The organism is Bacteroides sp. HF-162, from assembly GCF_015679285.1.
Lineage (GTDB): Bacteria > Bacteroidota > Bacteroidia > Bacteroidales > Bacteroidaceae > Bacteroides > Bacteroides uniformis.
Map to the genome: position 1 here is coordinate 3,584,357 of NZ_CP064937.1, position 25,576 is coordinate 3,609,932.

The following is a 25,576-nucleotide window of genomic DNA, read 5'->3' on the forward strand; positions in this document are numbered from 1 at the left end:
CATCAAATGGTTTTCCATCCGTCCCGGTCCTTACTTGCCAGGAGGTCGAATATGTCTTGTAATACTTTGCAGTAAGCAGTATTCTCTGCTATCTGCTGGAATATGTCATGGTCTGCCGAACGCCCCTGCTTCAGCTCTTCCAGCAACTTGTGTATGCCGCCGGCATGGTCCTGCAGGGAGGTGAACAGACCTTCCAGCTTGGTGCCCTGCTCCTGGGTCAAGGCAGTAAAAGCCCCGCTGCGTCCGGACTGGGAACTTGAACTGCCGGAAGAGCCTTCCCAACCGAAATCCTCCATTATCTGTTCCCGCTGCGCCAGCATCTCATCAATCATCTTCTGATAGTCTCCACGCAGTTTCTCCGCTTCCATGGAAGAGAGCCCGTCCTTGTCGGCCATGTCAGCCCATGAGTCGTACAGCTTCTGTATCTTGTCCTTGTACCGGGTGGCCACCAGTGCGGAGAAAATGGCATTCTGAAGGTACTTCTCAAAGCTGCCGGCAAAATCCTCCGAAGTGGCGTCCATATCGGACAGCATGGAAACGAAGCCGTTGTAGAAACTGTCGAAGTCCGTCTTCGTCAGTGCCTCCTTACGGGCATCCTGCACCTCCTGCCAGGCTTCCTCGCTCTCGATAATCTGCTCGAGGTAGTTCCGTGTGTCCTCGTGCAGCTCGCTCCAAAATCCGCTTGCTTCATCACGGAGTCTCACCAACTGCTCATACGGGAGGTCGAAGAGCCCCGTCATGCGGCCGTCCCCTATGCCGTATTTATCGAAGTCACCGCCCAGCACCTTCCTGGCTTGCTCCCAGGCAGACCGGGAAATATCCTTGCGCTGGTCGGTACCGTGCGAGGCGCTTGACCCCACGCCCAGGAACCCCTTGCTCGCACCCGCATTCAGATAGGCCTTGCCCATCTCGCGGGCATAGTCCTGCTGTTTCTTCAGCAGCTCGCGGGCACGCTCATAAGAGTTATCCGCATTGGCGAAGTCGTCCGCCTCCATGGAGGAGACAAGCTCCTTCTGCTTGGAAATGACCCTGTCGAGCACTTCCATATAGCTCTCGTATTTCTCCTTGGCCTGCTGGTAGCGCCTTTCCGAGCGTTCACCTCCCCAGTCGACACCGAACAGACTGCCCACGCTCTTGACGGCACCGCCAACGGTATTCACCACACCGCTTATCATGCCGCCGACGTCCATGCTGAGAAGGGACCGGGCAAACCCGCTGATACCTTCGCTCATGGTGTTGAAACCTTCCACCACGCCTTTCACATTCTCGTCAACAGTGACGCCGAAGCCTTCCAGTGTGGAGATGATGGTACCGGCAGCCTGACCGTAGGATGACATCCTGCCCGCCACACCCTGCAACGATTGCGCCAATGCCGCCTGCTTTTTCAGACGGTTGTTCTGGGCGGCTGCAAGGTTCCTTTCAGCCTGCTCCTGGGTCAACAGTCCGGCTACAAGTCTGCCGGTCTCGTCCCTATACATACCCGTAACCACTTCACCTCCTGCCATTACGGTGTTCAGGTCTTCCTGGGCGCTCTCCACTGCCGCCTGGGATTCGCCGTACTCCGCCAGCGAACGTTTCAATTCCCGGAAAGGCTTGCGGTCGGCAATCTTCAGGTCTATATCCGTAAGGGCATCCTGCAATTCCTTTAAATCGGACGGGCGCAGCTCCTTGGCGGCACCGCTGATATATTCCCTCAGCTTGTCGCGGAGAACGAACAGCGCTTCAGTGCTCTGTCCGTCCAGGTTACCGAATACGTCGGCCAGGTTGACGGTCTTCTTGAATTCCCCGAAGTCCAGTTCCTTCAAGTCGTTGTCCCGTTTCTTTTTCAGTGATTCCTTCTCGCCTTCGGTTTCGGCACGGGCTATCTTCAGTCCATAATCCTGCACGATGGCAAGGCGCTTGTCCTGGTAAGTGCCGTATTCCTTGTTGTAGTCAATCCAGTCCTGGCGGTTCTTCTCGCGCCATTCCTTTTCTATATTATAGGTGTCCTGCAGGTATTGTACCCGGGCAAGGGCGCGTTGTGCCGTCGCGCCGTCCTTCACCTGCCTCTCTTCTTCGGGAGTCACCTTCCTGCCCGCCTTCCTTGATTTCTCCAGTTTGGCAAGGGTATCGCGTTCTTCCTTGTCGATAGCGGCAAGAGTGTCATTATACTCCTTTTCGGCAAGCGCCTTGCGTTTTTCCCGTCCCTCCACCATCACGGCGATGCGGGCGGCCTCCACTTTCCGCTGGGCACGGATGCGGGCGTCGGCAAGCTCGGCGGCATAGTCAAGTCTGGTACCTTTGGAATTTTCTTTGTCCGTCTTCTCCGTGATCCCGGCTTCCTTCAGTTTTCTGGCGGACTCCATCAGTTTGTCATTGTATGTTTTTGTATAAGTCTCCGCATCCTGCTCCGCTACTTCCTTAATGGCATTCTGTTTCCCGATACCTGCATTCCAGACGGTTTCGGCCCTTGATGTGCCTTGTTTGTCGGACATGGAGCCCGGAGTCCATTGAGGGTCAAGGAACAGGAATGAAACCGCCTTGTCTTTCCAGCTTGGACCCTCCTTCTTTTTCCGGTCTATCTCCGTCTGGGCCTTCAATGCCTTTTCCGCCTCTTCCGCTGCCAGCTTAAAGGCTGCGGCAGCCTCCGCACGCAAAGTCATGGCCTGGATAAAGGCCTCCGTATTTGTAACCAGCGCGTTCTCGGCTTCATCCACATTGCTTACGGACACGCCCAGCTTGTCAAATTCGTCCTTGTTGTCCGTAATGAACTTCTTTTTCTCTGCCAGGTCATTGCCCAGCTGATTCCAGCGTTCCTGCAAGGAGCGGATTGTAACAAGCTGTCTGCCGAGGCTGGAAGTGTCCAGCGAGTCATTTATCTTTTCCTGGGCATCCGCCATCTCCAGGGCGGCCCTGCTTCCTTTTCGCATCCGGCCGGCAAGCTCCCATATCTCTTTACTGTATACGACAGTCAGCGTGATGGCGGTAGCCATGAAAGTCTGCCACGAGAAAAGGGACGAGAGCACCTGCTTCCATACCGGTGTCGCCTTCTGGCCTGCCGCCGTCAGTCTCTCGTACTCCTTTCTGGCATTGCCCACCGCATCCGTAAACATCGGGATGTTGTTGGATATTGCCAGGAAGAACATCTGCGGTCCCATGGCCAGTGACGGAAGCTCGCGGGCTATCTGCGCCATGCTCATCTTCACGCTGTTCAGTTTCGGTGCGGGGTCATTGCCTATGACGGGTGTCTCGCCCGCCCGTTTTTTGGCAGCCTCGTATTCCTTAAGCTGTTCCTTCAACCCGCCGATGGCACCCTTCAGCGCCTGGATGTCAGCCATCTCCCTCTCACCGGCAAGCCCTTGTTTCTGGAGATTCTTATACTCCTTCTCCAAATCTTTCAGTTCCAGTTTCAGATGCCCGATCATCCGCCTGGTGAAAGCCTCCATGTTGGCCACGTTGCCTTCCACCGACCTCATGCCCGCCAGCGTCTTGTCATCAAGGAATATTTCAAGTTTAATGGGATTCATCAGCGTTTTCCTCCTCGTCAAGCAATTGTTGTAAATAGTCCGCCGGAGATATGTCCGGCTGCCCGTTGCGGCTTCTCCTCTCGGCAACCATCTCCTGCGTGGTCTTCTTCCTTCCCGGCACATGGCGGGGGAAGTCCTGCCACATCAGCATCAGCATCGGGCAGTTCACACCGCGCATGATGTAGTCCACACTCCAGCCCGTGTCACGGGCTATCTGTCCCACGAGACCGAACGGGCTATGGGCGGGTTCCGTGTACCCCTTTAACTCCCGTTCTGTTTTCTTTGGCTCAGATTGGGCGCCGTCAGGCTCATTACCTCGGCCAATCTGATAATATTCCCGAAAGGGATGGTACTCATCGTACTGAGTGCAATCATCCAGGCGTCTTCCAGGGCGGAGGGGTGCATGCAGCTGCGCAGCATCCATGCCACCGGACGGTTCAGAAGCCTGCCCGACACCCTGCCGCGGACGATGGCATATGCCACCATGCGGCTCACTGTCCTGGTGTGCTTCACCATAAACTCCAGCTTCTGTTCAAAAGTGTAGGCCCTGAGTTCCTCGTGTGTCACACCCAGTTTCAGATACATCCGTGCCATGCGGCAGCGGCTTTCCAGGGTTGGTATCCGCATCACCCAGCGGATGTGTCTCCCTCCGGGAAGCCGCAGCGGAAGGGAAATGCCGGCATCCGACATGACCCTCTCCGCAAGGGATTCCAGTTCAAAGTTCGGTTTCATGGGCAGCCCCCCATTAGTCTACAGCCTCGGTACCCGTATCCGGGTCGATGCCCTTGGCGAAGAGCTTCATGCGCTTGCCCTCAGAATTCTTCAGCAGCTCGATGTTCAGAGAAAGCCCCAGCACGTTGGAGGAGTTGATGCCGTTGGCAAAGTCACTGCCGGTCACCTTGGCATTGTAGAAGCGCAGGGTCTCGCCGCTGTCGGCAACCACGTCCATCACGCCCGTGGCTTCCCAGTTCTCGGGGGGCTCCCAGTTGTTCTTGGCGTCCTTCGTGCCGCCGATGGTGTTCACCAGGCTCTCGGCGTTCAGCTCTATCAGGGTGCAGGTGAATGCCTTCTTGCCGGGATTGGTGGTGAGTGTCATTACCGGGCCGTCCTTCACCTGCGCGGCGTAGATGTCCGTGGTACTCGGGGCGCTCCCGGCAGGCTGCAGGCCTTCCTCGCTGATAAGGCCGATTTCCTTCTCCTTGAATTTGAGGTGCGCCAGTCCGTAAATTAATCCGTCCATAAATTCTTTTGTTTTTTAAGTTCTGTTCAATCGCCGTTTAATCAGTATCAGAAGAAGGACGGCAACGGCCAGCCGACCTGTCCATATTTGAAACCACTGCCAGCCGGTGGGTTCCCTTATCACCTCAGGAGGCAGGGTCTCTACCGCTGAGGATGTCTCGTTGCGGATACGTGTCAGTTCTTCCGTCAGCATTATTACCTGGCGTGCCAGACTGTCGCAGGTGGCAGTCACCTCCAGGCTGTCTTCCGATATGCGGTTGACATTCACTGTTGCCTGCCCGCTGCGCTTACTGAAGCCCGTCCCCACAGGTATCGAGGTCAATATCTTCGTCGGAAATGCCGTCCTCGCCACACTGGGAGGAACGGGCTGCTGAAGGAGAGCGAACCCGCTTCTGCCTTGCAGGCTGTCGGTATGATGGCTGGTCTGCATCAATTCCCCCTGACTTCTGCAACTCGATACGGATAGGACAATCATTATAATGGCGGCAAGTGGAAGCCTTACGGATAGTACGGTTGAGTTCACGTACCGCCTTGTTAAGCTTGATGTTCTCATTCTGCAATTCAATTAATGTCCCCGAAAGGTTGTCATACATTTCTTTATAGGCATCGTTCCGCTCCTTGGCGGCGATTACCTTGCTGTTCTCCCGGTGTCTCAACCATGCCCAGAGGGAACCGGCAATGCCGCTCGGCACAAGCCACTGGAGAATCTGCATTATCGTTTCCATGTTCATGGCCAAGTAGTTTTCAATAATCACTTAAAGCAGGCTCCAACCCGTGATAATGTCCTCCATCACGGCAGGTACTCCGTTTTCCACCTGCGACATCGCAGCCGCAAAAGCGCACATCGTACCTTGATCACCCACATCGGGTACATAGCTTGCCGGCACCTGCATCTCCTTGCACACACGGCTGATGTAACCGTTCGTGTTGTTCTCTGTGGGTGGCGCCCAACGTCGGATAAAGTCGGCAATGGTGCGGCAGCCGTGTTTGCGGCGATAGTTCTGTAACAACTTAAGACCGGCACGGTAGCCGTAGGCCATCGTCCTGAACTGGCAGAACGAACGGTCCTGCGAAGGCCGGATTTCCCCCTGCCACACGGTGGTGGCAGAGAGACGGATATTCAGCGGGTTATTGTTGCGTAGTCCTCTGCTCATCACTATGCCTCCAGTTCTTCACCCGCATCCTCCGGAAGCGGACCAGCCTTCTCCTCTTCAGCCTTTGCGGCAGCCACGGCAGCTTCACGACGGATCTGCGCCCAGTGCTTGTCGGCTGTCACCTCCGCATCGGAAGTCTGTGCCGTCTTGCCATCATAACTGTAGATGGCACCGATAGCCTCCTGCTTCTTCGGCATCGTGATTTCGTAGTGGCGGAAGTTTACAAGACTCTCCTGGGTCTGCGGATTGGTACGCGCCTCGTTATAGTACATCTTCGTGGAACCCTGGGCACGGAACATGCGGGGCACGTAGAAGGCAACGGACGCCTGCATGTCCGTCTCGGCGGGAGAAGTCCCGAAAGGAACCTTCACCCCGGCATTGGTGAAGTACGGGCAGTTTACAAATTCATAAATCTCGAAACCGTACATGTTCGTCACCTTACCGGTGGTGTAGTTGTAGTACTGCTCACGGAACTTCTGGTCTTCTTCCAGCAAGTCGTTGATATGGTCGGGACAAAGCACCAGACGACGTCCGTCAGTAGGAACCTCTGCCTTGTCGAAAGCGCGTTTCAGGGCGATGACATCCTTGCGTGTCATCTTCTTGCGGCCCGTAGCGTCAGCCTCACCCGAAGTGGGGACTACAGGGGTGGTTTTCGTATTGCTGTAAGGGGACAGCGCATGGATGGCCTTCTTGTACTTGGCCGTGTCAATGGCATTGCTGTGGCGCTGTACATCGGTGGAGAACTTGTCATAGGAAATGGCATACAACTGGTCGTCCGTCACGCGGGTCGCCTTCGTCTGGTATTTGTCCAGGCCGATGGGAATATCACCTTCCGTAAGATTCTGGACCGGAATCGGATAGGTGGTATTGTTTATCAGCACATCCGGATCACCTCCCACATCCACCAGATGGATGACCTCATTCTCGGCCTTGGCCGAATAGTCGGGAATCCCGTTCAGAAAACTCGCCGCCAGCCCCGCATTCAGGCGTTTTACCAGCTCACCGGTCCACACCTCAGTATATACGCCCTCAAAGGCTGCGCCCAGGGGCATGAAGTTTCCAAGCACAGCCGGAACAACCGCCCCGGTCGCTGCGCCATAAGCGGGATCCATTCCCACCACATTCGCCAGGACGACGCCCATCAGGACGTTGAACAGCGTTCCGCAAATAAATTTCATCATGTCGTTTTACGATTTTACAAGTTACTATTACTGTTTCTCCTCTCTCAGAACTTAGGGCAGTCTATGCCGTATTCCGCCTTGTACAGCTCACGGTATCTGGCCGGGTCGTTCTCGCGCATCAGCTTCAGCTGCGATTCCGGCACCTCGCTCAGTTTGCCCCACTGTCCCGATACCATGCCGGCACTCGACGCACCGCCTCCACCGGTGTTAAGCAACTGCATCGGCTTGGTGGCGGCAGCCATGCTGTCCAGTGTCAGTTTCAAGGAGTCCGCTCCCATTGTCTTGCCCAGACCGATGAAGTGTTCCCTCTTGTCCGCATTGAACTTTCCTGCCTTGATGGCTTCATCCACCATCTGCGTCACACTTGCCAGCCTGATCTCGTCCAGCTGCTTGCGCAGTTCCATGTTTGCGGTCTGATGTCCTTGCAGGATACCTATCCTGGCAAGGATCTCCGCTTCTGTCGCCGTCTCCGGCAGGCCCAGCTTCAGGGCGATAGCTTTAAAATCTGCATTCATAGTCTCTTTTGTTTTTGAGTTATTGCTTGGCGGGGTTTGTCCGCCGTCTGTTTTCAGAAGGGGCAGTGCGGTGCAGTCTTCGCCGGTGGCAAGTTTCAACTCATCGCCCCGGTAAGAGAGCATGACTATATTGTCGTCATTACCGCCCATATCCACCATACTGACCTCCATCAGCCTGCACCTCGTGATGGTCGGACGTGTCTGTCCGGGTTTCAGCAGTACGGGGTCGTCACTCGACTCCACGATTTCAAAATAAGGGCTGCACATCTTCAGAGTACCTTTGTCCCATTGCTGCTTTGCCAGCTTCGACTCGTCACGGACTTCATCAAAGTAGGGTTCACCGGTGATTTCGGCACCTTCCACTTTCAAATCCCTAATATTTCCGATAATGATACCCCTCCAGTGCATCCACAGCATGACGGGATTTCTCCGGAACTGCTCCAAATCCACCCCGTCAGTCTTTACCCAGGTGCCGAAGCAGTTCAATGTCTCGTTTGATATTCTGATTCTTTTAGCCATGATTTCCGTCTCATTTTGTCGCAAACTTACAGCTACACCCATAACCGCACAAAAAAGTGGGTAACGGTTGCCCTCAAGTGTGCAACCGTTTTGTAACTGTGTGCAAGCATTGCGCCGTTTTTTCGTGCCCCGCACCACACTTCGCAACTTTGCCACTGTAAACAAGAAATTTCAAGGTATATGGCAAACAGTAAGGACAAGCAGAAATCGGTGGCGAAGCACCTCTACATGAAAGGGACCCCCACCGCACAGATTGTGGAACTCACCGGAGTGAGCCGCCAGTCCGTCAGCCGGTGGCTGAACACTGAAGGCTGGAAAGAGGAACGCGCCGCACGCGAAATGAGCAAGGAATCCATCACCTCCAAGACCCTTTCCAAACTGGGGGACGCCATCGACAAGGCGGACGGTGACGAAAGAAGCATCGGGCGCATGGCGGACTCGCTGCTGAAATCCGTCAAGGCTATCAAGGAAATCAACTTGAGCACCACCATTGTGAACAAGGTGGATACACTCATAGAGTTTGAGAACTGGATGGTAGCGCACCGGGACGAATATCCCGAGATAGACGACAAAATGCTTGTACTCATCAACCGTATGCACAGCGAATTCATGGGAATCAAATTCAAACAGAAATGACAGCGGAAGAAAAGAAAGAAGCACTGCTGCGGTGGAATGAGCACTGCCAGCGTCTGTTGCGCCTCACCTCAAAACGCAAACCGGAGACTGAAGCCGAACGGAAAAAGAACATCGCCCGTGCCTTGAAGGATTATGACTACTTCTGCCGGCGGTACCTGAGCCACTACTGCCAATGCCCCAATGCAAAATTCCACAACGAGGCCGCCCGTTACATCGAGAAGCACCGGGAAATGCGGGCCGTTTTCAAATGGCCGCGCGGACATGCCAAGTCCGTACACTTGGACGTGGGAATCCCCCTATGGCTGAAGTTCAAGGGGGAGCTGCACGTCATGGTATTGGTGGGGAAAAGCGAGGACAATGCCGATGCCCTGTTGAGCGACCTGCAGGCGGAACTCCAGTTCAACCAGTACATTGTCGAGGACTTCGGCGAGCAATACAACTCCGGATGCTGGCAGGAGGGCGAATTCGTTACCAAGGACCAGTGCGCCTTCTTCAGCCGCGGACGCGGGCAGTCACCACGAGGACTGCGTTTTCGCGACAAGCGTCCGGACTATATCGTGGTGGATGACCTTGACGATGACGAGATGTGCCGTAGCGAGGCGCGTGTGCGAGAGATGACAAAATGGGTGAAGGAAGCCCTTTTCGGTTGTTTTGGCGGTAAGGAAGGACGCTTCATCATGGTAGGCAACCTCATCGGCAAGAACAGCGTGCTGCAAAAGATGACAGACAGCGACACCGTATATACCAGTACCGTCTATGCAATCGGCAAGGACGGGACTCCCGCCTGGCCGGAATTTTACACCATCGAACTGCTGCGCAGTCGTGAACGGTTCATGGGCTACCGAAGCTTCCAGAAGGAATACATGCACAATCCCATCACCGAAGGTGCGGTCTTCCAGGAACGCTGGATCCGGTGGAAGCGGATGCTCAAACTCCGCTACTATGAAAGCCTGGTGCTCTACATCGACCCCAGTTTCAAGGACAGCAGCAAGAACGACTACAAGGCCGCCAAGTTGTGGGGACGTCCACGCGCCGGATTGAAAACCGCCAGTCCCACAGAACTGCATTGCCTGCGTGCTTTTGTGCGTCAGTGCAGCGTGGGCGAAATGGTGCGATGGGTTTATGACCTTTGGGAGTCACTGTCCGAGGACGCCGCCGTCACCATCTACATGGAAGCCAACTTCATGCAGGATACCATATTGGACGAGTTCGAGCGTGAGGGCAGGCAGCGCGGCTACCAGGTGCCCGTCACCGCCGACAAGCGGAAGAAGCCGGACAAGTTCGCCCGCATCGAAGCCGTCAGCCCGCTGTGGGAACGCGGTCTGGTCTTTTACAACGAGAAACTGAAAAATGACAACGACATGAAGACCGGTATCGAACAGACCCTCGCCTTCGAGAAAGGAAGCCGCGCCCATGATGACGGCCCCGACGCTGATGAGGGTGCCATCTACAAACTGCAGAAGCAGGTGCGTGAGGAAAATTTCACACCGCGCATGGGAGTACGCCAGCCGCCCTCCCAAGGCTGGTGAAAATTAAGAGTTCATGCATCACTAAACATTAACCGCTAAACATTATCCCCATGTTCATTACGGAAGACGATTACATACAGATTGGAACGGAGGCATTGAGAATCATGCAACAGAGTTCACCCGACAACCGCCTGGCAGCGGAACAGCGTGCCTTGTCACGCATTGCATCGGCCCTGCGCGAGCGTTACGACATACAGAAGGCATTCGCCTGCGAAGGAGAACGGCGGGATGCCGAACTGGTGGGATGTGCGGTCGATATCGCCCTCTACCACATGTCAGCGTCGCTGCCCCAGAAGATGGGCTCCGAGGTGCGCGAGAAACGCTATAAGGATGCCATAGAATACTTGAAGGAGATACAGGCGGGACGTGTAATCCCCGACATTCCCACCGTCATGGGGCCGGACGGAGAAGAGGATTTCCATAACCCCATCCGCTACGGATCAGCCGCCAGGAACGAGTATATCTGGTAAGAAATATGGTTTTTCAATTATTCATTTTCAATTAACAGACTATGTCCAATCGCAATTACAAGAAACAGAACCCGGTAAGGATTGGCAGGGTAAACCTCGGCAATCCCGCCGAGGTGAAGCGGGTGACCAGACTGTCCGTCGACCTGCAACTGCAGACCGAGGCGCTTACCAAGAAAGACATGCGCGCCTGGCGCAACGCCTGGCAGTATGCAAAGAATGTGGAATATCCCAACCGTGTGCCGTTGTATGACGTGTATGGCGACGTGGAGGTGGACATGCACCTCACCGGATGCGTGGGACAGCGCAAAGGGTATGTGCTGAACAAGAGTTTCCGCATCGTGGACCGAAAGGGGGTGGAGAACCCGGAACTGACGGCCATATTCGAGGCGCCCTGGTTCAAGACCTTCATGGACCTGGCACTGGACGCGCACTACTGGGGGCACTCGCTCATCCAGTTGGGAGATGTCATCTCCGTGGACGGGACACCCGCCTTCAGCGAGGTGCAGCTGGTACCGCGCCGCCACGTCATCCCCGAATACGGGGTCATCGTGGTACGCCAGCAGGAGGCATGGCAGAACGGCTATGACTACCGGCACAGCGAAATGGCGGACTGGACGGTGGAGGTGGGCGGCACGCACGACCTGGGGATGTACCTCAAATGTGCCCAGCATACCATTCCCAAGAAAAACGTATGCTCCTTCTGGGACATGTTTTCCGAAATATTCGGCATCCCCTTCCGGGTGGGAAAGACCACCAGCCGGGACTCCAAGGAGCTGGGACGTATCGAGAAGATGCTGGGCACGATGGGTGCAGCAGGCTGGGCGCTCTTTCCCGAAGGCACCGAGATAGAAATCAAGGAGTCCACCCGCGGGGATGCCTACAACGTCTTTGACAAACGCATAGACCGCGCCAACTCCGAACTGTCAAAGGGAGTGCTCACCGAAACCATGACTACGGAGAACGGCAGCAGCCTTTCGCAGAGCGAGGTGCATCTGGAGGTGCTGAAGAACCTTGTCAGCAAGGATGCCGACAACCTGCGGGACGTCATCAACTTCCAGCTTATCCCCAAAATGATAAAGCACGGTTTCCCCTTAAAGGGATACCGTTTCGACTGGTACGAGGGCATAGACTTCACACCCGAGCAGCAGATTGCCTATGAACGCCTGCTGCTGGAGAACTACGAGGTGGACCTGAAATATTTCATCGACAAGTACAATGTGCCCATTATCGAGAAAAAAGCGCCCGCACCGGTGGCTGTCCCGGCAGGCAAGGAAAATGGCAAGGGGGATGGGGAACAGAAGCTCTGTTTTTTCGACTGAGCCCTTCTGACTACGAAGGGCTGCACAGACGAGCCTTGCTGGCATATTACGGAAATGCACTGCCGCTGGCTGACAGTGGGGAAGATGAAGAAGAGGAAATAGATACTGCTGCCGTGGAGGCGTCTTTTGTCCTGCTGATGCGCTGGCTCCACCGGCAGCCGGAATTCACACCGGAGATGCTGGCGGACAAGGAGGTGCAGAAGTTCATACGCGACCATACCGATACGCTGGACCGTGCCGTGGATTATTCAGTCCGTCAACGCCCCATGGACGACATCAGCATACGGCGGCTCAAGGAAAGCAATTACGTCTTTTCCGGCTTCAAGACCTTCCATGAGCTGAACGAGGCGTTCCCCTCGCTGCTCGATGCGGACGGGAACCGGAAGCCCTTTGAACACTTTTTGAATGACGTTCAAAAGGTGAACGAGACCTATAACCGCTGGTACCTGAAAGCGGAATACAACTTCGCCATGGCATCTGCCGTCATGGCTGCCAGGTGGAAGCAGTGGTGGGACGATGAGGACCGGGACCGCTACCTGCTGCAATACCGCACTGTGGGCGACAAACGAGTACGCGAGGCACACCGGGCACTGCATAATGTCACGCTGCCCATTACCTCACGGTTCTGGGATGAATACTTTCCTCCAAACGGGTGGAACTGTTTTGTCGCAGGAACCCGGGTACTCATGGCCGGTGGAGAGTGGAAAAACATTGAAAATATACAAAGGGGGGAATCAGTCATAGGAGGAAGTGGTGAGTACCAACTTGTGACCGGTACCCACATGAAACCGTTCAATGGAGAAATGACACGTATCCGCACCAAAAGGGGAATTACCACGTGCACCCCAAATCACCGTTTCCTGACGGCCGGAGGATGGACCGCCGCTTCTGACATCCAGACTGGAGATATACTTCTGCAGGTCGGTAAAGTCGGCACGTTCAATAAAGCCGTTAACGCAATACACAATTTGTACACCCTCACCGGATATGTGCTGATGGCGTTGGTACGAAAGTGGAAAACGGTTGCTTCCAAGACAGTCAATGGCAAGATTCAAGGAAGGGATATAGAAATCGACAATGTATATGCCAAATAATTTTCTAAACTCGAAATTCAGATGAAGAGACTGAAGGTAATCATAAAGCAGCTGTTCGTGCCGACTCGGAGGAAGCTTCAGGGCGGACATGCGTTCCGGATATGTCCTGCGGGTAACAAGGGAATTTGCGAGCGCCCTCTCTCTGACGTCCTTACGAAGGAAGGAAGACGTCTTTTTCAATTTATCGGCAATCTTCCGGAGCGTTTCACTGTTCCCTTTGTTCTTGCCTTGTCTCACATGTCTGCCTGCAAGGGCAAGCCTATGGTTTACATCCGCAAGCTGTTTGCCTGTGGCAAGTCGGCGTTCCGGTGCGTTATGCCATTGCGCCCTGACGGCCTCACTCCCATGCCGTACGGAGAATCCGGTATGGCGGATAATCTTTGCGGCAGTGCGGTTATTCACATGCCAGATCCGGCACAAAAAACGGAATCCCCTCTTCTCGTGGACATATCTCAGTTCCACGGCATCATGAATATTCATTCCTTCAATGGATTCAACTCTTTTTATCACTTCTTCCGACAGACCTTTTTTCATAACAGATACATATTGGTTACAGGCAAAGATAAGCAAAAAGAGAATACGCTTGTATATAACCTTTCAATCAATAAGGATGAAAGTTACATCATACAAAATGGAATTGTACACAACTGTCGGTGTACGGTGGAAAGGGTGCGTCAAGGCAAATATCCGGAAAGTGACGAGTTCCGGGCGATGCTGGCGGGCAGCCAGGCAACGGCAGGCAAGCACCAGGAAATGATGCGGTTCAACCCGGGAAAGCAAATGGCATGCTTCCCGTTCTATAATCCCTACACCATCAGCCGATGTAAGGATTGTCCGGACAAACCTGGCATGCTTAAACTGGCAAAGATACCCGACAATGAATTATGTGCGGCCTGCAGGGTGATAAAGGAAATGATGAAAGCTAAAGAAACACTGCAGAAACAAAGAAAAACGGTGCGTGAATGGGCCAAAGAAAATCTGGTTGGCAGGACTATAGTAGTGCAAGGGGTGCAAAAAACGATAGAATTTACCATGAATGGCATCAAGGAAACGCTGAACCAACCACACAAACATATGCTGGCAAAAAATGAAGCGATACGGGACATCGTCTCATTGCTGGAGAATAGCGAACATGTACTTGAAAGAATGGATGATAAAGGAAATCCGATGGTACTTAAATACCATTATCTTAAAATAGAGATTGCAGAAAAAGAATCGTATGCCGTTATCAGAGAACTTATGGATGGAAAATGCCAGTTCTACTCCATTGTGGAAAAACTGAAGAAAAAGGATGATTAAAGCCTTTAGTGAAGGATCAGCAATCCAACCCAGTACTTTAACCACCCTCTTTCATATCACAAAGATACGGCTATTTATTTAATAAACAAGCATTATGACCCCAAATTCAAACATAACCCGAGAGCTGGAACGGAAAATAAGACGTTTCATCAGCCTTACACTGAAAGATATCGGTACGGAGATAGGAGAAGAGTTCGATCGTAACTTCGAACGGGAAGCCTTCTTCAACGAGCATTGGGCACGAAGGAAATACAATAACGACGAAAGCCGGGGGCTGCTGATACGTACGGGAGCCTTACGCAGGAGTATCAAAACGGAGACTACCGGACATAGCGTGGTTTTCAGCAGTGACCTGCCATACGCTGCCATTCACAATGAGGGCGGAACGATAACCGTCACCAGGAAGATGAAAAGGTACTTCTGGTACCTGTACCGGCAACTGACAGACAATTATAGGCGCAACCCCACGGAAGAGGCACTTTTCTGTAAACGTATGGCGTTGAAACGGGCAAGAAGCAGGATAGTCATGCCGCGCCGACGGTTCATCGGCATGCATCCGGAGGTGGAGCGCATCATCCGGGAAATAGTGGAAGAAAACAGCAGAAAAATATTTCAGACATGAGAAGATTCCTTTACCTCAGCCTCATAGAACGGCTGAAACAACTCACAGACCGGGACGGGAAGCCCGTCATCAGAACATTCGACCTGTGGAACGAGCAGATTTCATTCCTGGAGCAGGAAGAGCCTTTCGATGTCCCTGCCGTATTCATTGAATTCCGGCCCGTGAAATGGACGGGCGGCGGCACGCAGACAGCAGACGTGACCCTACGCCTGCATATTATCACACCCTGGAAAGGGAGTTCCCGTGAAGGCGGCGGCTTCCAGCAGCAGGCGCTGGAGCGTTTCGACTTGCTGGACTGCATGGACCGGCATCTTTTCAACCTCTCCGGAGACGACGGCAGCATTTCCTTCAGTCTGTTCCGGCGTACCGGAAGCAGCACGAACCACAATCATGAGGAACTTGTGGAGGATGTCACCGATTTCACATGTAAAGTGATAGACAGGGGATAAGGACGGGTCAGAAAAGCGACAGTTGCGCCCGCATCTCTTTCTGGCGTTGGATGATGCGCGGGTCGGCGCTGGCATTGATGATGTTGTAGAAGGTCTTTTCACAGATATGGTACTTCGGCCAGATATAACGGCGCAGGATCTCGCGGTTGGAGAGGCCGCTGCGGGAATGTTCATCGTAAATGCGTACAATGTCCTCTACTCTGAACGCGTAGCTGCATCCTACAATCCTGTTCCGACTCTTTTTCATACCTCTGAAATTATAATACCCTGAATTACCTGAAAACCTGATACAAAGATAACAATAACGGCATATATACACAACAAAGGCCGCCATATTAATCATACGGCGGCCTTTCGAGGATTCATCGGCGTGTCTTCAACCTCATGGACAGCATGGTCTTGTTCCACAATATCAGAAAAGCATCCCAATAATCCTGAAAGCTGAAATAGTACCAGCTCATTTGCAGATACCATATCGGCAGATAGGCTATGAATATGGTGAACCACAAGGGGATGAGCAGCCAACGAAGTACCAATCTTGCTTTGTCCATTATTGTTTTTTATTTTCATTAAAAAAATCATTCATTGCCTCGCATTCCTCCCTGGAAATCTCTTTCCAAAAAGTAATCACACAATATTTCTTATTTAAATTATAAAGGTACTCATGTCTTTCCCTCACATTGAAAAAGCCATTATCGCATGAACAGACGGCATGGCCTATGCCTCTCTGATATCTGTAAGTATAGTAATAATATTTTCTCATAATCAATTATATTTCTTTGTAATCCTCACACTCTTTACAATAAATCTACATCATCACCAAGCCTCTTATGGTAATTGCTTATCTTTATTCTGTTAAATGACTACCATCACATTCCTTTTTATAATAAATATAGTATCCGTTATATAGTATGTGATTGCTTTCCTTTCAGCATCTCTCAACAAGTCCTTTTTTAAGATTTGATAATAGGAGTTGGTGCACTCTGCGTAAACCATGACCTCTCGCACCCTTTTCAAATCATCCAAAAAAGACTGCGGATTATGTTTCTTTATTTCCTTTACTCTCATTACATTACTGATTTGTTAAATTGGATATGCCATGCAAACCGTCCTCCAACCTTATAATTCGGGAGTTTGCTTTTCTAAGCCTTTTAAAATATATGCGTATCGATTTCAGGATATAGGTACGAGGTTCTATAATGGAAATGCGACCTTCGTATATATTATTTATGATATTATGAAATATACAGTCCCAAGCTTCATCTGTCGTGCTGTCATTGCATGAATATCCCATCTTGCGCATATAGCTTTTTGCACTATGTGCATACTCAAGCAGTTCGTTTACAATTTCTGCCATATCCCGCGTTTCATAATAGCGAAGCATTTTTTGAGAAAACTCGATGTTCTTATGATAATACGAGATGGCTTCCTCTATATTAAGGTTGCCTCTTTTACGTTTGCTGTTTATGTAAAGTATGTATTCTGTTCTTGTCATCGGAGTTAATTTCCCGTTGATGTCAAGAACTACTATATCTCTAATTTCAGTAGGGTCTATGTTGTTTGAAACCGCATACAGCAATCGCGCAGGACGAATATAGCGCTGTTCTCCGTTACGTCTCAACGAAAAGCCTTTGTATTGATGCAAACGTAATGGTTTCCCATTCAAATAACGTGCATTTCCGATGCTGCTTATTTCATAATTGGGAAATCCAGGGATTGAATACCATTGTTCTTGATTCATTTCTTTTTAGTTTTACGCTAATTCTACAATAGTAAATTCAACTAATTCAGAGGGAAAAATATCAAGAGTTCGCTTTTTACCTTCAGGTAAAACTGAAACTCTTGCATTACCTAAATATTGAAATATACATTGTTGATATCGGTTAAGAACCTTAAATCGCTTTCCATTCTTCTCAATCACCATTCCTTTACTAACAGGTCTTCCTGTTGAATCAACCAACCATTTATCCAGAAAAGATTCCTCCAATTGAGCAATTTTTTGTTTAAGCGGAGCAATCTGTTTTTTATAAGCATCTTCAAAAACTTTAATTTCTGAATAAATAGCTTGTACCTCTTTCGTGAGTTGTTCAGCATCTGCAATGCGGTTGCTGTATTTATCATCTGATTCTTTCATATCTATTCGGTTATACTCTAATTGATTAATTCATATTTCAAAAATCTTGCAAGCGTATTTCTATCAACCTTACATATTTTTGCTATTTTACGCTGTGATATGCCTTCGTCAATCAATCCTTTTATCAAGGCATTTTTCCCATACAATTTATATTTGTCAGGAGAACTCTTTCTGCCTTTAGGACGACCAAGGACTACGCCTTCCAATCTCTTTCTGGCTAATGCTTCTTTAGTCCGCTGGCTAATCATGTCACGTTCTATTTCAGCAGCAATTCCGAAAGCAAAAGCAAGAACCTTACTTTGTATGTTATCTCCAAGTTCATATCCGTCTTTTACTGTATAAACCTTAACTTCATGAAGCATACAGAACTCCAATATTCGCATAATCATGAATAATTTTCTACCAAGACGGGAAAGCTCGGATGTAATAATCACATCCCCTTTTTGCAATTTCTTCATAAGTTTGCCCAATAACCGTTTTTCAGGCTCCTTCGTCCCAGATATGCCATCATCAATAATCCAATCATCAACTGACACCCCCAAGGATTCCGCTTTTTTGCAGACTCCTAACTTCTGATTATTAGAGTCCTGCTCGTCCGTACTTACTCTTAAATATCCGTATATCATAATACTGATTCTATTAATTGCATGGCTTCCAAACCATAATGTTTAATAATTATTTCCTTCATAGACATGCACTCCCATTCTTCAGGATACATATTCTGCAATCTATTGTCTAACGCAATTATATCAATTACCAATCTATTATTGATAGCTGATAACAGTGCATCATGTAAGTCTATTATAGGTATATTCGGCAGTAATCTCTGAAATTTCTTTCTGAACTCCGCCCATTCGTTGACTTTATAAATATTCATCACATTCTGTTCATTATGCATTGATTGATGCCTGAAATCCTCCATGTCGATTTGGTATAATATTTCTTTATGTCAAATATGTCGCACATTATACACGCTGAATTTATACGCTTATTCTTTCTAACCCCAGCGCACTTAACTGGGTATCCTTGAATATTCTTACTTATATTCATTTTTGTTCTTATTTGAGTTATTTTCTTATTCATTTTTGAATTGCCTTTAGTCAACCTGATATAGCCTGCATCCCGTCTTCTCCTTCGCCCTGAGCAAAAAGCTGGCGGCCTCGTCACTGTCAACCACCAGTTTGATGGCGGTAAGCCCTTCTGTTTTGGGCTTCTGTAAAAGCAGGGAGCAGGGCTGGTCATAATAGTTCCAGTAGAAGATGAAATCCGCCACATGGAAATTGTCTATCTGGACAATGTATTTTACGGGAATACGCATAGGACTTCAGTGATTAAATGTTGTTTGAATTCCCTTTGAGGCAGGGTTTCACTTCCCCGTCCGGTACCCAGTCCACCGTAACGATGCCCTTCACCTTGCCGGTACCGCCACACTTGGGACAAGGGACCAGCTCCGTGTCCTTTACCGTGATATCCCCCTGGAAATAGCCGTTGCCCTGACAATAGCCGCAGGAATACCCCGGGAATTCTCCGACGGTCTCCCGTCCCGTTCCGAAGAGGGGCGCCGTTACCAGCACCCCGTTCTGTTTCTTGCTCATGGTTTGTTCTGTATTAAGTTCTTTTTCTCCTTTCATAATTCCAGCCGTTCAGTCTGTACACCTCGCGCCGTGCCTCTTCCCTGGTCGGATATTCATTCACCTTGGTGCCAAGAGTGGATATCCTCGGTGGAAAACAGTCACCTTGACGGTAGGTGATGTCAAGGTACACAGCCCAGCACCGCCCGCGGGGACGGTACCGGTAACGGCGGTGTATCTCCCTCATCTCACTGCTCAACCGCATCGCTCTCCTTTTTAGGCTCCACATAGAAGGTCTCCTCCTGTACCACCTGCACACCGATCTTCGGGAAATAGGATACCACGTCAGGATTCTCACGGTCAGCCAGCAGTCTATCCTTGGCAAGTTCCTCACTGGTGCGGATATACTGCGGCAGAAGCTCCTTGCATAAATTCGTCACTGCCGCCCAGGTGAATCCCTTCAGGTTCTTCAGCTTCGGTGTGCCGGTACGGAAACCGAACACGCCATGGGCGCTCTCCAGGCTTTTCTTCCTGGAAAACAGTTCTTCCTTGTTTTCTACGGCGTATGCCTGCATGATGTCGAAGTTCTTTTCCTTCGTGGCAGACAGTTCTGCCAGCTGGTCCGCATACTTCTCGCGGATACGGGTCATCTCAAGGTCCATCTTCGAGGTGAGGTTCTGTACTTTGGCATCGGCCGCCGCAAAATCTGCGAAGGCCTGCTCTGCCTGCTCGCGGCTGATGCCGCTGACTACTGTTTTCTTTGTTCTTGCCATAATTCTTGCTCTTTTGATAGGGTTAATAATTTAATAGTTGATTTTATTTTTCTGCTGCTTGCCGGCATTGCGGTGATAGGCCCTGTACTCTTCTGTTTTCGTAGGGTCCTCCAATTGCCGGAGTTCCCGGTCGATGTTGTCGTAACGCACCAGCTCTGCCCGGTATTCATCCAGCAGGCGGTCGTACTCGATAGGCTTCAAGGCGGTAATACCCGCCATCAACCGGTCCTGCAGGTCACAGATACGGTCTGCACAGACTTCGAGACGGGACGCCAGCCGTTCACGGCGTTTGTTTCTGTCTACGATATGGACCATTGGGATATATTGATTATTATTATCTACCATCTCATCTCCTCCCCTTTTTTATTGTGATAAAATTCTGCACAACCGGAGCGGCGGCAAGCTCACTCCGGCTGTAATAGACCAGTCCGGCCTTGCGGTATCCGGTAATGTAACCCTTACGCAGCCAGGCATTCAGCGTCTCACGGCTACATCCTATAAGCTCTGTAGCATCTTTCTGGCCGATATAGTCCGCACGGTTCGTATCCGGCAATTTCTGGTATTCGGCACGTTGGCGGCGTTCTTTCAACAAATCCTCCACAAAGCCTTCCAACTGCGCGACCTTACGCTTCAGAGCCTCAAACTCCCGTACACTGACTGACTGGCGCTCTTTGGGCTCAGGTCTGTCAACCGTCACCGGATATCTGTCCACATCGGGTATCAGCTCTTCCAGCGATAATCGCCCTGCGGCAAAACGGGCGGCGTCACGGCAGGCATAAAACACGGTCTCGTCCTTGTCTTCCTCCGGAACAGAAGCTACGTAGGTGGCAAACACCTGACTCTCATTATGCCCGTTTTCCAGCACCTCGGCCTGGAGCAGACTGATTTTATCCCCTTTCATGCGGAGAATGGTAATTCCTTTCTTTATTTCCTGTTTCTTTCTCATTGTATCAATCCTTTTTAAGTTTCCTTTCCTCACGGCGCATCCACGCCTCCAGCTGTTTCTTGGTGGCCTGGAGCTCCCAAAGCCTCATGCTTGTAATGTCCTTGCGCGCTTTGCTGTACTTACGTGCCCAGATGTTCAGCTTCGCCACGTTCATGCGGTATTCCTCCTCGCTGTCGCTGGTGAACCCCTGGTTCAGCTGGGGAATCTGGAACGAAAGACGGTAGATGTCCCGGAATACATTCCTGGCTTCTGCCATCTGCATGGCCCGTGCCTTGTCGTCCGTCGGGTTCAACCGCTCCAGCAGCTGCCGCGCCTCACGCATCGTCAGTTCCCGGCTGCTTTCCGTACGGCCGGAAGTGAACTCGTAGATGCAGCCGTGGCGGGCCTCGTCATCCATGCCGATACGGTGGAAGGTGGCGTGCAGGGCTTTAAGCTGCTGGGCGCTGATAGGTTTGTTGGCAGTCGTTCTCATGGCTCATTACATATTACATTCTCCCCAATATCTTGCCGCCTCTTCCGGCCAGATGTCATAGTAGCCTTTCGGACCGATGAAGCGCCCCTTGCTGAAAGCCCGGTAGCCCTCGACATAGATTTTCAATGACGCGTCAAACATCACGCTCTTGCCACTGCGTCCGGTAGGCAGCCTGCCACTGGCATGGCTGATAAAAATCACCAGCTTGTTACGGTGGCGTTCCTTGAATTCAATATACTGCCGATAGGTCATCTGTGTGTATTGGAAGCTGTCTATCACCACAAAATCAGGTGATTTTTGACGTTTCAGACGCAGGCTGAGCTGCTCGATGCTTTCATTGTCGATAAGCAGAAAGCGACGGTTGACCTCCATCATGCCAAAGCGGCGGAGTGTGTCCTGCATGGTGAGGCAGGCACCTTCTTCCATACTGTTATAGGCCACACGACCGAAACGGCAGAGATACTTGCAGAGCTGCATAACAAATGAAGTCTTTCCGTTACCGGAGTTCCCCCACACAAACCAGACACCCCGACGCTCGGGGGTGCCGAAAGCGTCATGCCACACCCCCTCAAAGTCCAGTGTGTCAAACTTCATGGAAAGCATCTCACGTACTCCCTTGGCATTACGTTCAAAAGTCTCACTCATTACTCTGCCCCTCCTTTCTGCTGCTCGGCACGGCGCTTCTGCGCATGTATCACCCGTTTCACACGGCGCAGGTCATTGTCACTGGTTTCAGCATCTTTCAGCACACGTCTTATCTCGGCTTCACCGGTCAGCCCGTTGGCCTGACAGATGGCATATACGTCGTTGCGGCTGGTAGCGTTCAGGTCGAAGAATTTGCGTCCGATGCGGCTGTTGATTTCCTTGTAGCCTTTCTTGTTGTATCTCAGCCCGTTGTCCACACGCCGCTTGATATAGTCGGTACTCATGAACACGATACCCGCGCGTCCTTCCAGGCGGTTGTAGATGCTGATGAAGTAATTCAATACACAGTCCGTCAGCTTGTCCCCCTCATCGAAGATGAGCAGCGGGTTCTGGAGAAAACCGATCATACCGAGCGCATAGTCCAGCATGTCACGCAGGTTGCTGGTGCTGTCGGTAGGCGCGCCCACCTGCTTGGCTATCTCGCGCACAAAATCGCTGCGTTTCATATCTTCCGAGCAAAGGATATAGAACACGTTGCGGTGTGTGCGACGGAACTCTATGGCGGCAGTGGTCTTGCCGCATCCGGCATCGCCCACCATCCAGGTGACATTCTTGTACATCTGGGCGTCGGCCAGCACGTAGGTGGCGAGACGGAAGTTCTCACTCTCGCAGATGGTCCAATGCTCGAAGCTGAAACCTATCTGCGCCGCTATGCGGCTGAACATGTCGTCGGAGATGCTTTCGTACTTGGTGTTCAGAATCTGGCTCACCACAGCCGCACTGACACCCTGCAGGCTCTCGCTGGCGCGGTTGCGGCTGGGAAAGTTCTCACAGTAGGCCATCAGTGCGTCGCGGATGGCATCCTTGTCTTGTTTGGTTAGTCCTTTCATTCTTGAATGGTATTTAATTGGTTATTGATTGCCGTTTAAAATCTGTCCAGTGCCAGCTCGTCCAACGTCATGTTGGAGAGTGCCTTGGTATATTCCCCCATAGTGGAGTAATCGGTTTCCGTGTCCGCTTCGGCCTCCTCCCGCTTCTGTTTTTCCGGCAGGGAAAGAGGAATATGGAGCTCGCCACGGTCATGCCTTTCACGGTATCCGTCCATCTTATTCTTGCTGAGGTTCTTAGGTTTGGGAGTGGAAAGACCGAAGAGCTCGGCTGCGATACGTTCGTCAAGGTCGAAACGCTCGCCTTCCAGCTGGATGGCGGCCATGGTCTCCTTGTTCCGGTCGATGGTTTTCCGCATGAAGCTGCTCTCTTCCGGTGTGCGCTCCTGCGTGGCGCGGCTGACAGTGACCTTAGGAGTGGCGGTGGCGCTGTACTTGGCACCGGTGGCGGTATTCCGCCACAGCTCCACGCGGGTCATGTCCATAGGATCATACATCACGGTGAACTCACGTCCGGTATTGCGAAGCGCCCATGCCTCGTCACGCAGGCCGTCGGCGGCATATACGTCATAGTGGTATTTCCGTTTGTCTATTTCAAACTGAAGTCCGTAGTTGGTATAGGTCACGGCTTTGGGATGGCACAGCCAGAACATACGCATCATGTCAACCTCCGTAACGGGTTGGGCCTCGGGGTTCCCGCTCATGCGGTACATCTCCATGTGTGGAATACCGGTGGCGAAGTGCTTTTCCTTATTGTTCCATCTGTCACGGCATTCCTTGTAGATGGTTTTCAGCTCTTCAAACGTGGGGAGTGCGTAGGCGTTCTCTTCTATGAATTCCAGGTTGGGCTTGCTGTTCAGTTTCTTGGCGTTCACGTTCTGTCCCGTAAAATGCCAGATGGCGTGAAGGACTTGTGCCTGGAAACGGTAGAAGGCATTCTCTATGGTCTTGGACTGTCCGTTATAGGGCATCGTGGGACGGTGGAGTACCGTAAGGCGTTGGAAGAATCCCGCGGCGTCGCCTTTCTTGTGTCCTCCCTGGTTGTCGGTCACTATCTCGTAGGGACGGCTGCCGGAAACTTCCACGGCCATGCGGTAGGCACGATACTGGCAGTCGAAATTCTCGTTCGGGGCGATGTCATATCCAAGCAGGGTCTCGCTATAGGCATCCATCACTTCATATACGCCGGTGGTGCACATCTTGCCCTGTTCATTCCTGTAGTAGAGGTTCAACTTGGTACCGTCGCCATACCACAAGGCATCGCGCATCTGCGGGAGGCTGGTCTTCATCAGACTGGTGTACTTGGCTTTCCATTTCTGCATACCATGTACCGCCGCATACCACATAGGCATCACGGCAGGGTCGTTGAGATAGTTCTTCACGGTGGTGGGCGACTTGATGATGTTCAGGCCGCGCTCCACCGCCTGGCGGTTGTATTCGTCGAAAATCTGCGCCTCCGTATAGCGGGGAACGATGCTGCGGCGGAGCTTCAGCAACAGCCGCGCCACTTCGGGAACCACCACGCGTGCCGCCTGGTTGCCCGTGTTCTTGTTGACAAGGGCGGCGTAGCCGATCTTTTTATAAGCGTTGAATTTTTCGCGGAGACGGGTCTTGGGCAGTGTGTGTCCATAGTGTTCACGAAGCTTCTCACATGTACCTTGCACCGTTTCCCACACGATGGACTTGCGGCTGTAACCGCACTTGCTATGCAAGGCTCCGGTCTCTTTCTCCACACGGACCAGCTCGTTCATCACCTCGGCATTCAGCACATATTCGGCCTGGCGTTCCAGAGAAATGGCGGGTTGGTAGGTTCTATAGAATTCCACAGCCCTGCTGTCACTGCGGATAATATTACTCATTAATTGTTCTTTCATTTCTTCCAAAGCATTGGGATAAAGTCTGTCGTATGCCTCGCGAATAAGGGCGGGAAGACTAGTGTAGTCTATGAGAGCGTAGGAACCGGCCCCCTTACCGGGACGGACAACCCGGATCTTGCCCTCACGTACTTTCTTATCATAATTAGGTTTACTCAATATCCTTCCTTGCGAGACCAGCTCAGGAAAAGTGACACACCTTATTTTACCGTACATTTCCATAATCAGAAACTTTATACTTTTCAACATTGTGCAAGCCCCGGCATCGAACCGGGGAGCCGGCCACTTCCGCATGGCAAGGAAAGTTCCGGACTTGCAGCCTGTTCCGGACTTTACAGTTTATGGCCGTTATAGTCATATTGCACAACCTTGCCCTCAACATCTATCGACCGCAGATGAAAGCCCTGCGGGGTTGCCTCACGGGCAAAGTCTTCAATGGTATCGTAATTCATCTCGGCAGGTACGTCAGCCTCTGAGCATCTTGACATGTTTCTGAGATCCAGAACAAACGGGTTATTGCTTACCCATGTCACCTTTACTTTCATGCCATTTCCTCCTTTCCGCTGTCCGGCATACAAAGCGATATCGCCACAATAGCCGATAATACGATGATTACAAACGCATTGCGGCTGTCCGCATCCGTTGCGTCAACATTGGTTCCCAGCCACATGCCATAGGTCATGCCCACAGCTACGGCAATCTTCTGAATTGTTCTCCAGGTTTTCATATAATTCAAGTTTAA

Annotated in this window: 34 protein-coding genes; 8 read left to right on the forward strand and 26 right to left on the reverse strand. The window is 51.5% G+C overall.

What is annotated here, in order from left to right:
- Positions 1 to 2: 2 nt before the first annotated feature.
- Genes ITJ87_RS15010 through ITJ87_RS15050 form a run of 9 tightly spaced genes read right to left on the reverse strand, consistent with a single transcriptional unit; the run spans position 3 to position 8,114 of the window.
- Positions 3 to 3,506 carry a phage tail tape measure protein gene (locus tag ITJ87_RS15010; protein WP_117965695.1) on the reverse strand — a complete coding sequence of 1,168 codons (3,504 nt, stop codon included), beginning with the start codon at positions 3,504 to 3,506 and terminating at the stop codon, positions 3 to 5.
- Positions 3,493 to 3,729, reverse strand: coding sequence for a hypothetical protein (locus tag ITJ87_RS15015; protein WP_117965698.1), 237 nt, complete (start codon positions 3,727 to 3,729; stop codon positions 3,493 to 3,495). Before ITJ87_RS15015 ends, ITJ87_RS15010 begins: the two co-directional genes overlap by 14 nt.
- Positions 3,730 to 3,767: 38 nt before the next feature.
- Entirely contained in the window at positions 3,768 to 4,238 is a 471-nt protein-coding gene (locus ITJ87_RS15020) for a hypothetical protein (RefSeq protein WP_117965701.1), read from the reverse strand.
- A gap of 13 nt (positions 4,239 to 4,251) precedes the next feature.
- Positions 4,252 to 4,746 (reverse strand): hypothetical protein, encoded by a 495-nt coding sequence (locus tag ITJ87_RS15025; RefSeq protein WP_117965704.1) that lies wholly within the window; start codon positions 4,744 to 4,746, stop codon positions 4,252 to 4,254.
- A 15-nt stretch (positions 4,747 to 4,761) separates the two neighbouring features.
- Positions 4,762 to 5,052: a hypothetical protein gene (locus tag ITJ87_RS15030; RefSeq protein ID WP_117965707.1), complete on the reverse strand. Its 291-nt coding sequence runs from the start codon at positions 5,050 to 5,052 to the stop codon at positions 4,762 to 4,764.
- Positions 5,033 to 5,476, reverse strand: a complete 444-nt coding sequence (locus tag ITJ87_RS15035) for a hypothetical protein (RefSeq protein ID WP_009038656.1) — start codon at positions 5,474 to 5,476, stop codon at positions 5,033 to 5,035. The genes ITJ87_RS15030 and ITJ87_RS15035 overlap by 20 nt, the downstream gene beginning before the upstream one ends.
- A gap of 24 nt (positions 5,477 to 5,500) precedes the next feature.
- Complete coding sequence (locus ITJ87_RS15040; protein WP_009038655.1) at positions 5,501 to 5,899, reverse strand: hypothetical protein; 399 nt, start codon at positions 5,897 to 5,899, stop codon at positions 5,501 to 5,503.
- A 2-nt stretch (positions 5,900 to 5,901) separates the two neighbouring features.
- Positions 5,902 to 7,080: a hypothetical protein gene (locus ITJ87_RS15045; protein ID WP_229135104.1), complete on the reverse strand. Its 1,179-nt coding sequence runs from the start codon at positions 7,078 to 7,080 to the stop codon at positions 5,902 to 5,904.
- 44 nt (positions 7,081 to 7,124) lie between these two features.
- A complete protein-coding gene (locus ITJ87_RS15050) occupies positions 7,125 to 8,114 on the reverse strand; it encodes a hypothetical protein (protein WP_117965862.1) in 990 nt (329 codons plus the stop codon).
- Positions 8,115 to 8,294: 180 nt separating this feature from the next.
- On the opposite strand from ITJ87_RS15050, the gene ITJ87_RS15055 reads away from it, so the two are divergent.
- The 8 genes from ITJ87_RS15055 (at position 8,295) to ITJ87_RS15090 (ending at position 15,532) form a co-directional block, all read left to right on the forward strand.
- A complete protein-coding gene (locus tag ITJ87_RS15055; RefSeq protein WP_117965710.1) occupies positions 8,295 to 8,750 on the forward strand; it encodes a hypothetical protein in 456 nt (151 codons plus the stop codon).
- Positions 8,747 to 10,279, forward strand: coding sequence for a hypothetical protein (locus tag ITJ87_RS15060; RefSeq protein WP_117965713.1), 1,533 nt, complete (start codon positions 8,747 to 8,749; stop codon positions 10,277 to 10,279). The genes ITJ87_RS15055 and ITJ87_RS15060 overlap by 4 nt, the downstream gene beginning before the upstream one ends.
- A gap of 50 nt (positions 10,280 to 10,329) precedes the next feature.
- A complete protein-coding gene (locus ITJ87_RS15065) occupies positions 10,330 to 10,749 on the forward strand; it encodes a phage protein Gp36 family protein (protein WP_117965716.1) in 420 nt (139 codons plus the stop codon).
- 41 nt (positions 10,750 to 10,790) lie between these two features.
- Entirely contained in the window at positions 10,791 to 12,068 is a 1,278-nt protein-coding gene (locus ITJ87_RS15070; protein ID WP_117965719.1) for a DUF935 family protein, read from the forward strand.
- 35 nt (positions 12,069 to 12,103) lie between these two features.
- Complete coding sequence (locus ITJ87_RS18805) at positions 12,104 to 13,162, forward strand: phage minor head protein (protein WP_229135105.1); 1,059 nt, start codon at positions 12,104 to 12,106, stop codon at positions 13,160 to 13,162.
- A 21-nt stretch (positions 13,163 to 13,183) separates the two neighbouring features.
- Positions 13,184 to 14,461: a hypothetical protein gene (locus ITJ87_RS15080; RefSeq protein WP_229135106.1), complete on the forward strand. Its 1,278-nt coding sequence runs from the start codon at positions 13,184 to 13,186 to the stop codon at positions 14,459 to 14,461.
- A gap of 94 nt (positions 14,462 to 14,555) precedes the next feature.
- Positions 14,556 to 15,083, forward strand: a complete 528-nt coding sequence (locus ITJ87_RS15085) for a phage virion morphogenesis protein (protein ID WP_181980924.1) — start codon at positions 14,556 to 14,558, stop codon at positions 15,081 to 15,083.
- Positions 15,080 to 15,532 (forward strand): hypothetical protein, encoded by a 453-nt coding sequence (locus tag ITJ87_RS15090; protein ID WP_117965722.1) that lies wholly within the window; start codon positions 15,080 to 15,082, stop codon positions 15,530 to 15,532. The genes ITJ87_RS15085 and ITJ87_RS15090 overlap by 4 nt, the downstream gene beginning before the upstream one ends.
- Positions 15,533 to 15,539: 7 nt before the next feature.
- On the opposite strand, the gene ITJ87_RS15095 is transcribed toward ITJ87_RS15090, so the two are convergent.
- The 17 genes from ITJ87_RS15095 to ITJ87_RS15175 all read right to left on the reverse strand — a co-directional run bounded on the left by ITJ87_RS15095 (position 15,540) and on the right by ITJ87_RS15175 (position 25,561).
- On the reverse strand, positions 15,540 to 15,779 hold the full coding sequence (locus ITJ87_RS15095; RefSeq protein ID WP_009038645.1) for a hypothetical protein: 240 nt from the start codon (positions 15,777 to 15,779) through the stop codon (positions 15,540 to 15,542).
- 115 nt (positions 15,780 to 15,894) lie between these two features.
- Positions 15,895 to 16,083, reverse strand: coding sequence for a hypothetical protein (locus ITJ87_RS15100; RefSeq protein ID WP_117965724.1), 189 nt, complete (start codon positions 16,081 to 16,083; stop codon positions 15,895 to 15,897).
- A 521-nt stretch (positions 16,084 to 16,604) separates the two neighbouring features.
- On the reverse strand, positions 16,605 to 17,273 hold the full coding sequence (locus ITJ87_RS15105) for a hypothetical protein (protein ID WP_117965733.1): 669 nt from the start codon (positions 17,271 to 17,273) through the stop codon (positions 16,605 to 16,607).
- Between the two features lie 12 nt (positions 17,274 to 17,285).
- Positions 17,286 to 17,666 carry a xylulose kinase gene (locus ITJ87_RS15110; RefSeq protein WP_117965736.1) on the reverse strand — a complete coding sequence of 127 codons (381 nt, stop codon included), beginning with the start codon at positions 17,664 to 17,666 and terminating at the stop codon, positions 17,286 to 17,288.
- A 17-nt stretch (positions 17,667 to 17,683) separates the two neighbouring features.
- A complete protein-coding gene (locus ITJ87_RS15115) occupies positions 17,684 to 18,292 on the reverse strand; it encodes a master DNA invertase Mpi family serine-type recombinase (RefSeq protein WP_117965739.1) in 609 nt (202 codons plus the stop codon).
- A gap of 470 nt (positions 18,293 to 18,762) precedes the next feature.
- Positions 18,763 to 18,984, reverse strand: coding sequence for a hypothetical protein (locus ITJ87_RS15120; RefSeq protein WP_009038640.1), 222 nt, complete (start codon positions 18,982 to 18,984; stop codon positions 18,763 to 18,765).
- A gap of 13 nt (positions 18,985 to 18,997) precedes the next feature.
- Positions 18,998 to 19,297, reverse strand: coding sequence for a hypothetical protein (locus ITJ87_RS15125; protein ID WP_229135107.1), 300 nt, complete (start codon positions 19,295 to 19,297; stop codon positions 18,998 to 19,000).
- Positions 19,275 to 19,502: a hypothetical protein gene (locus ITJ87_RS15130; RefSeq protein WP_117965748.1), complete on the reverse strand. Its 228-nt coding sequence runs from the start codon at positions 19,500 to 19,502 to the stop codon at positions 19,275 to 19,277. The genes ITJ87_RS15125 and ITJ87_RS15130 overlap by 23 nt, the downstream gene beginning before the upstream one ends.
- The gene (locus tag ITJ87_RS15135; RefSeq protein ID WP_117965752.1) at positions 19,486 to 20,010 is read right to left on the reverse strand and encodes a host-nuclease inhibitor Gam family protein; all 525 of its coding nucleotides are present in this window, start codon (positions 20,008 to 20,010) and stop codon (positions 19,486 to 19,488) included. Before ITJ87_RS15135 ends, ITJ87_RS15130 begins: the two co-directional genes overlap by 17 nt.
- A gap of 30 nt (positions 20,011 to 20,040) precedes the next feature.
- Entirely contained in the window at positions 20,041 to 20,355 is a 315-nt protein-coding gene (locus ITJ87_RS15140; protein ID WP_117965754.1) for a hypothetical protein, read from the reverse strand.
- Between the two features lies 1 nt (position 20,356).
- Positions 20,357 to 20,956: a helix-turn-helix domain-containing protein gene (locus ITJ87_RS15145; RefSeq protein ID WP_117965757.1), complete on the reverse strand. Its 600-nt coding sequence runs from the start codon at positions 20,954 to 20,956 to the stop codon at positions 20,357 to 20,359.
- 4 nt (positions 20,957 to 20,960) lie between these two features.
- Entirely contained in the window at positions 20,961 to 21,428 is a 468-nt protein-coding gene (locus tag ITJ87_RS15150; protein ID WP_117965760.1) for a hypothetical protein, read from the reverse strand.
- A 6-nt stretch (positions 21,429 to 21,434) separates the two neighbouring features.
- Positions 21,435 to 22,073, reverse strand: coding sequence for a hypothetical protein (locus tag ITJ87_RS15155; RefSeq protein ID WP_117965763.1), 639 nt, complete (start codon positions 22,071 to 22,073; stop codon positions 21,435 to 21,437).
- A complete protein-coding gene (locus tag ITJ87_RS15160; protein WP_009037002.1) occupies positions 22,073 to 22,963 on the reverse strand; it encodes an AAA family ATPase in 891 nt (296 codons plus the stop codon). Before ITJ87_RS15160 ends, ITJ87_RS15155 begins: the two co-directional genes overlap by 1 nt.
- A gap of 35 nt (positions 22,964 to 22,998) precedes the next feature.
- A complete protein-coding gene (locus ITJ87_RS15165; RefSeq protein WP_009037003.1) occupies positions 22,999 to 25,056 on the reverse strand; it encodes a hypothetical protein in 2,058 nt (685 codons plus the stop codon).
- Between the two features lie 110 nt (positions 25,057 to 25,166).
- Positions 25,167 to 25,322, reverse strand: coding sequence for a hypothetical protein (locus ITJ87_RS15170; protein WP_229135108.1), 156 nt, complete (start codon positions 25,320 to 25,322; stop codon positions 25,167 to 25,169).
- 53 nt (positions 25,323 to 25,375) lie between these two features.
- Positions 25,376 to 25,561: a hypothetical protein gene (locus ITJ87_RS15175; RefSeq protein ID WP_009037005.1), complete on the reverse strand. Its 186-nt coding sequence runs from the start codon at positions 25,559 to 25,561 to the stop codon at positions 25,376 to 25,378.
- Positions 25,562 to 25,576: the final 15 nt, after the last annotated feature.

Coding starts and splice junctions, on each gene's coding strand:
- ITJ87_RS15010 (WP_117965695.1), bottom strand. CDS start 3,506: ATGAATCCCATTAAACTTGAAATATTCCTTGATGACAAGACGCTGGCG.
- ITJ87_RS15020 (WP_117965701.1), bottom strand. CDS start 4,238: ATGAAACCGAACTTTGAACTGGAATCCCTTGCGGAGAGGGTCATGTCG.
- ITJ87_RS15025 (WP_117965704.1), bottom strand. CDS start 4,746: ATGGACGGATTAATTTACGGACTGGCGCACCTCAAATTCAAGGAGAAG.
- ITJ87_RS15035 (WP_009038656.1), bottom strand. CDS start 5,476: ATGAACATGGAAACGATAATGCAGATTCTCCAGTGGCTTGTGCCGAGC.
- ITJ87_RS15040 (WP_009038655.1), bottom strand. CDS start 5,899: ATGAGCAGAGGACTACGCAACAATAACCCGCTGAATATCCGTCTCTCT.
- ITJ87_RS15045 (WP_229135104.1), bottom strand. CDS start 7,080: ATGATGAAATTTATTTGCGGAACGCTGTTCAACGTCCTGATGGGCGTC.
- ITJ87_RS15050 (WP_117965862.1), bottom strand. CDS start 8,114: ATGGCTAAAAGAATCAGAATATCAAACGAGACATTGAACTGCTTCGGC.
- ITJ87_RS15055 (WP_117965710.1), top strand. CDS start 8,295: ATGGCAAACAGTAAGGACAAGCAGAAATCGGTGGCGAAGCACCTCTAC.
- ITJ87_RS15060 (WP_117965713.1), top strand. CDS start 8,747: ATGACAGCGGAAGAAAAGAAAGAAGCACTGCTGCGGTGGAATGAGCAC.
- ITJ87_RS15065 (WP_117965716.1), top strand. CDS start 10,330: ATGTTCATTACGGAAGACGATTACATACAGATTGGAACGGAGGCATTG.
- ITJ87_RS15070 (WP_117965719.1), top strand. CDS start 10,791: ATGTCCAATCGCAATTACAAGAAACAGAACCCGGTAAGGATTGGCAGG.
- ITJ87_RS15080 (WP_229135106.1), top strand. CDS start 13,184: ATGAAGAGACTGAAGGTAATCATAAAGCAGCTGTTCGTGCCGACTCGG.
- ITJ87_RS15085 (WP_181980924.1), top strand. CDS start 14,556: ATGACCCCAAATTCAAACATAACCCGAGAGCTGGAACGGAAAATAAGA.
- ITJ87_RS15090 (WP_117965722.1), top strand. CDS start 15,080: ATGAGAAGATTCCTTTACCTCAGCCTCATAGAACGGCTGAAACAACTC.
- ITJ87_RS15095 (WP_009038645.1), bottom strand. CDS start 15,779: ATGAAAAAGAGTCGGAACAGGATTGTAGGATGCAGCTACGCGTTCAGA.
- ITJ87_RS15100 (WP_117965724.1), bottom strand. CDS start 16,083: ATGGACAAAGCAAGATTGGTACTTCGTTGGCTGCTCATCCCCTTGTGG.
- ITJ87_RS15105 (WP_117965733.1), bottom strand. CDS start 17,273: ATGAATCAAGAACAATGGTATTCAATCCCTGGATTTCCCAATTATGAA.
- ITJ87_RS15110 (WP_117965736.1), bottom strand. CDS start 17,666: ATGAAAGAATCAGATGATAAATACAGCAACCGCATTGCAGATGCTGAA.
- ITJ87_RS15115 (WP_117965739.1), bottom strand. CDS start 18,292: ATGATATACGGATATTTAAGAGTAAGTACGGACGAGCAGGACTCTAAT.
- ITJ87_RS15120 (WP_009038640.1), bottom strand. CDS start 18,984: ATGCGTATTCCCGTAAAATACATTGTCCAGATAGACAATTTCCATGTG.
- ITJ87_RS15125 (WP_229135107.1), bottom strand. CDS start 19,297: ATGAAAGGAGAAAAAGAACTTAATACAGAACAAACCATGAGCAAGAAA.
- ITJ87_RS15130 (WP_117965748.1), bottom strand. CDS start 19,502: ATGCGGTTGAGCAGTGAGATGAGGGAGATACACCGCCGTTACCGGTAC.
- ITJ87_RS15135 (WP_117965752.1), bottom strand. CDS start 20,010: ATGGCAAGAACAAAGAAAACAGTAGTCAGCGGCATCAGCCGCGAGCAG.
- ITJ87_RS15140 (WP_117965754.1), bottom strand. CDS start 20,355: ATGGTAGATAATAATAATCAATATATCCCAATGGTCCATATCGTAGAC.
- ITJ87_RS15145 (WP_117965757.1), bottom strand. CDS start 20,956: ATGAGAAAGAAACAGGAAATAAAGAAAGGAATTACCATTCTCCGCATG.
- ITJ87_RS15150 (WP_117965760.1), bottom strand. CDS start 21,428: ATGAGAACGACTGCCAACAAACCTATCAGCGCCCAGCAGCTTAAAGCC.
- ITJ87_RS15155 (WP_117965763.1), bottom strand. CDS start 22,073: ATGAGTGAGACTTTTGAACGTAATGCCAAGGGAGTACGTGAGATGCTT.
- ITJ87_RS15160 (WP_009037002.1), bottom strand. CDS start 22,963: ATGAAAGGACTAACCAAACAAGACAAGGATGCCATCCGCGACGCACTG.
- ITJ87_RS15165 (WP_009037003.1), bottom strand. CDS start 25,056: ATGGAAATGTACGGTAAAATAAGGTGTGTCACTTTTCCTGAGCTGGTC.
- ITJ87_RS15170 (WP_229135108.1), bottom strand. CDS start 25,322: ATGTCAAGATGCTCAGAGGCTGACGTACCTGCCGAGATGAATTACGAT.
- ITJ87_RS15175 (WP_009037005.1), bottom strand. CDS start 25,561: ATGAAAACCTGGAGAACAATTCAGAAGATTGCCGTAGCTGTGGGCATG.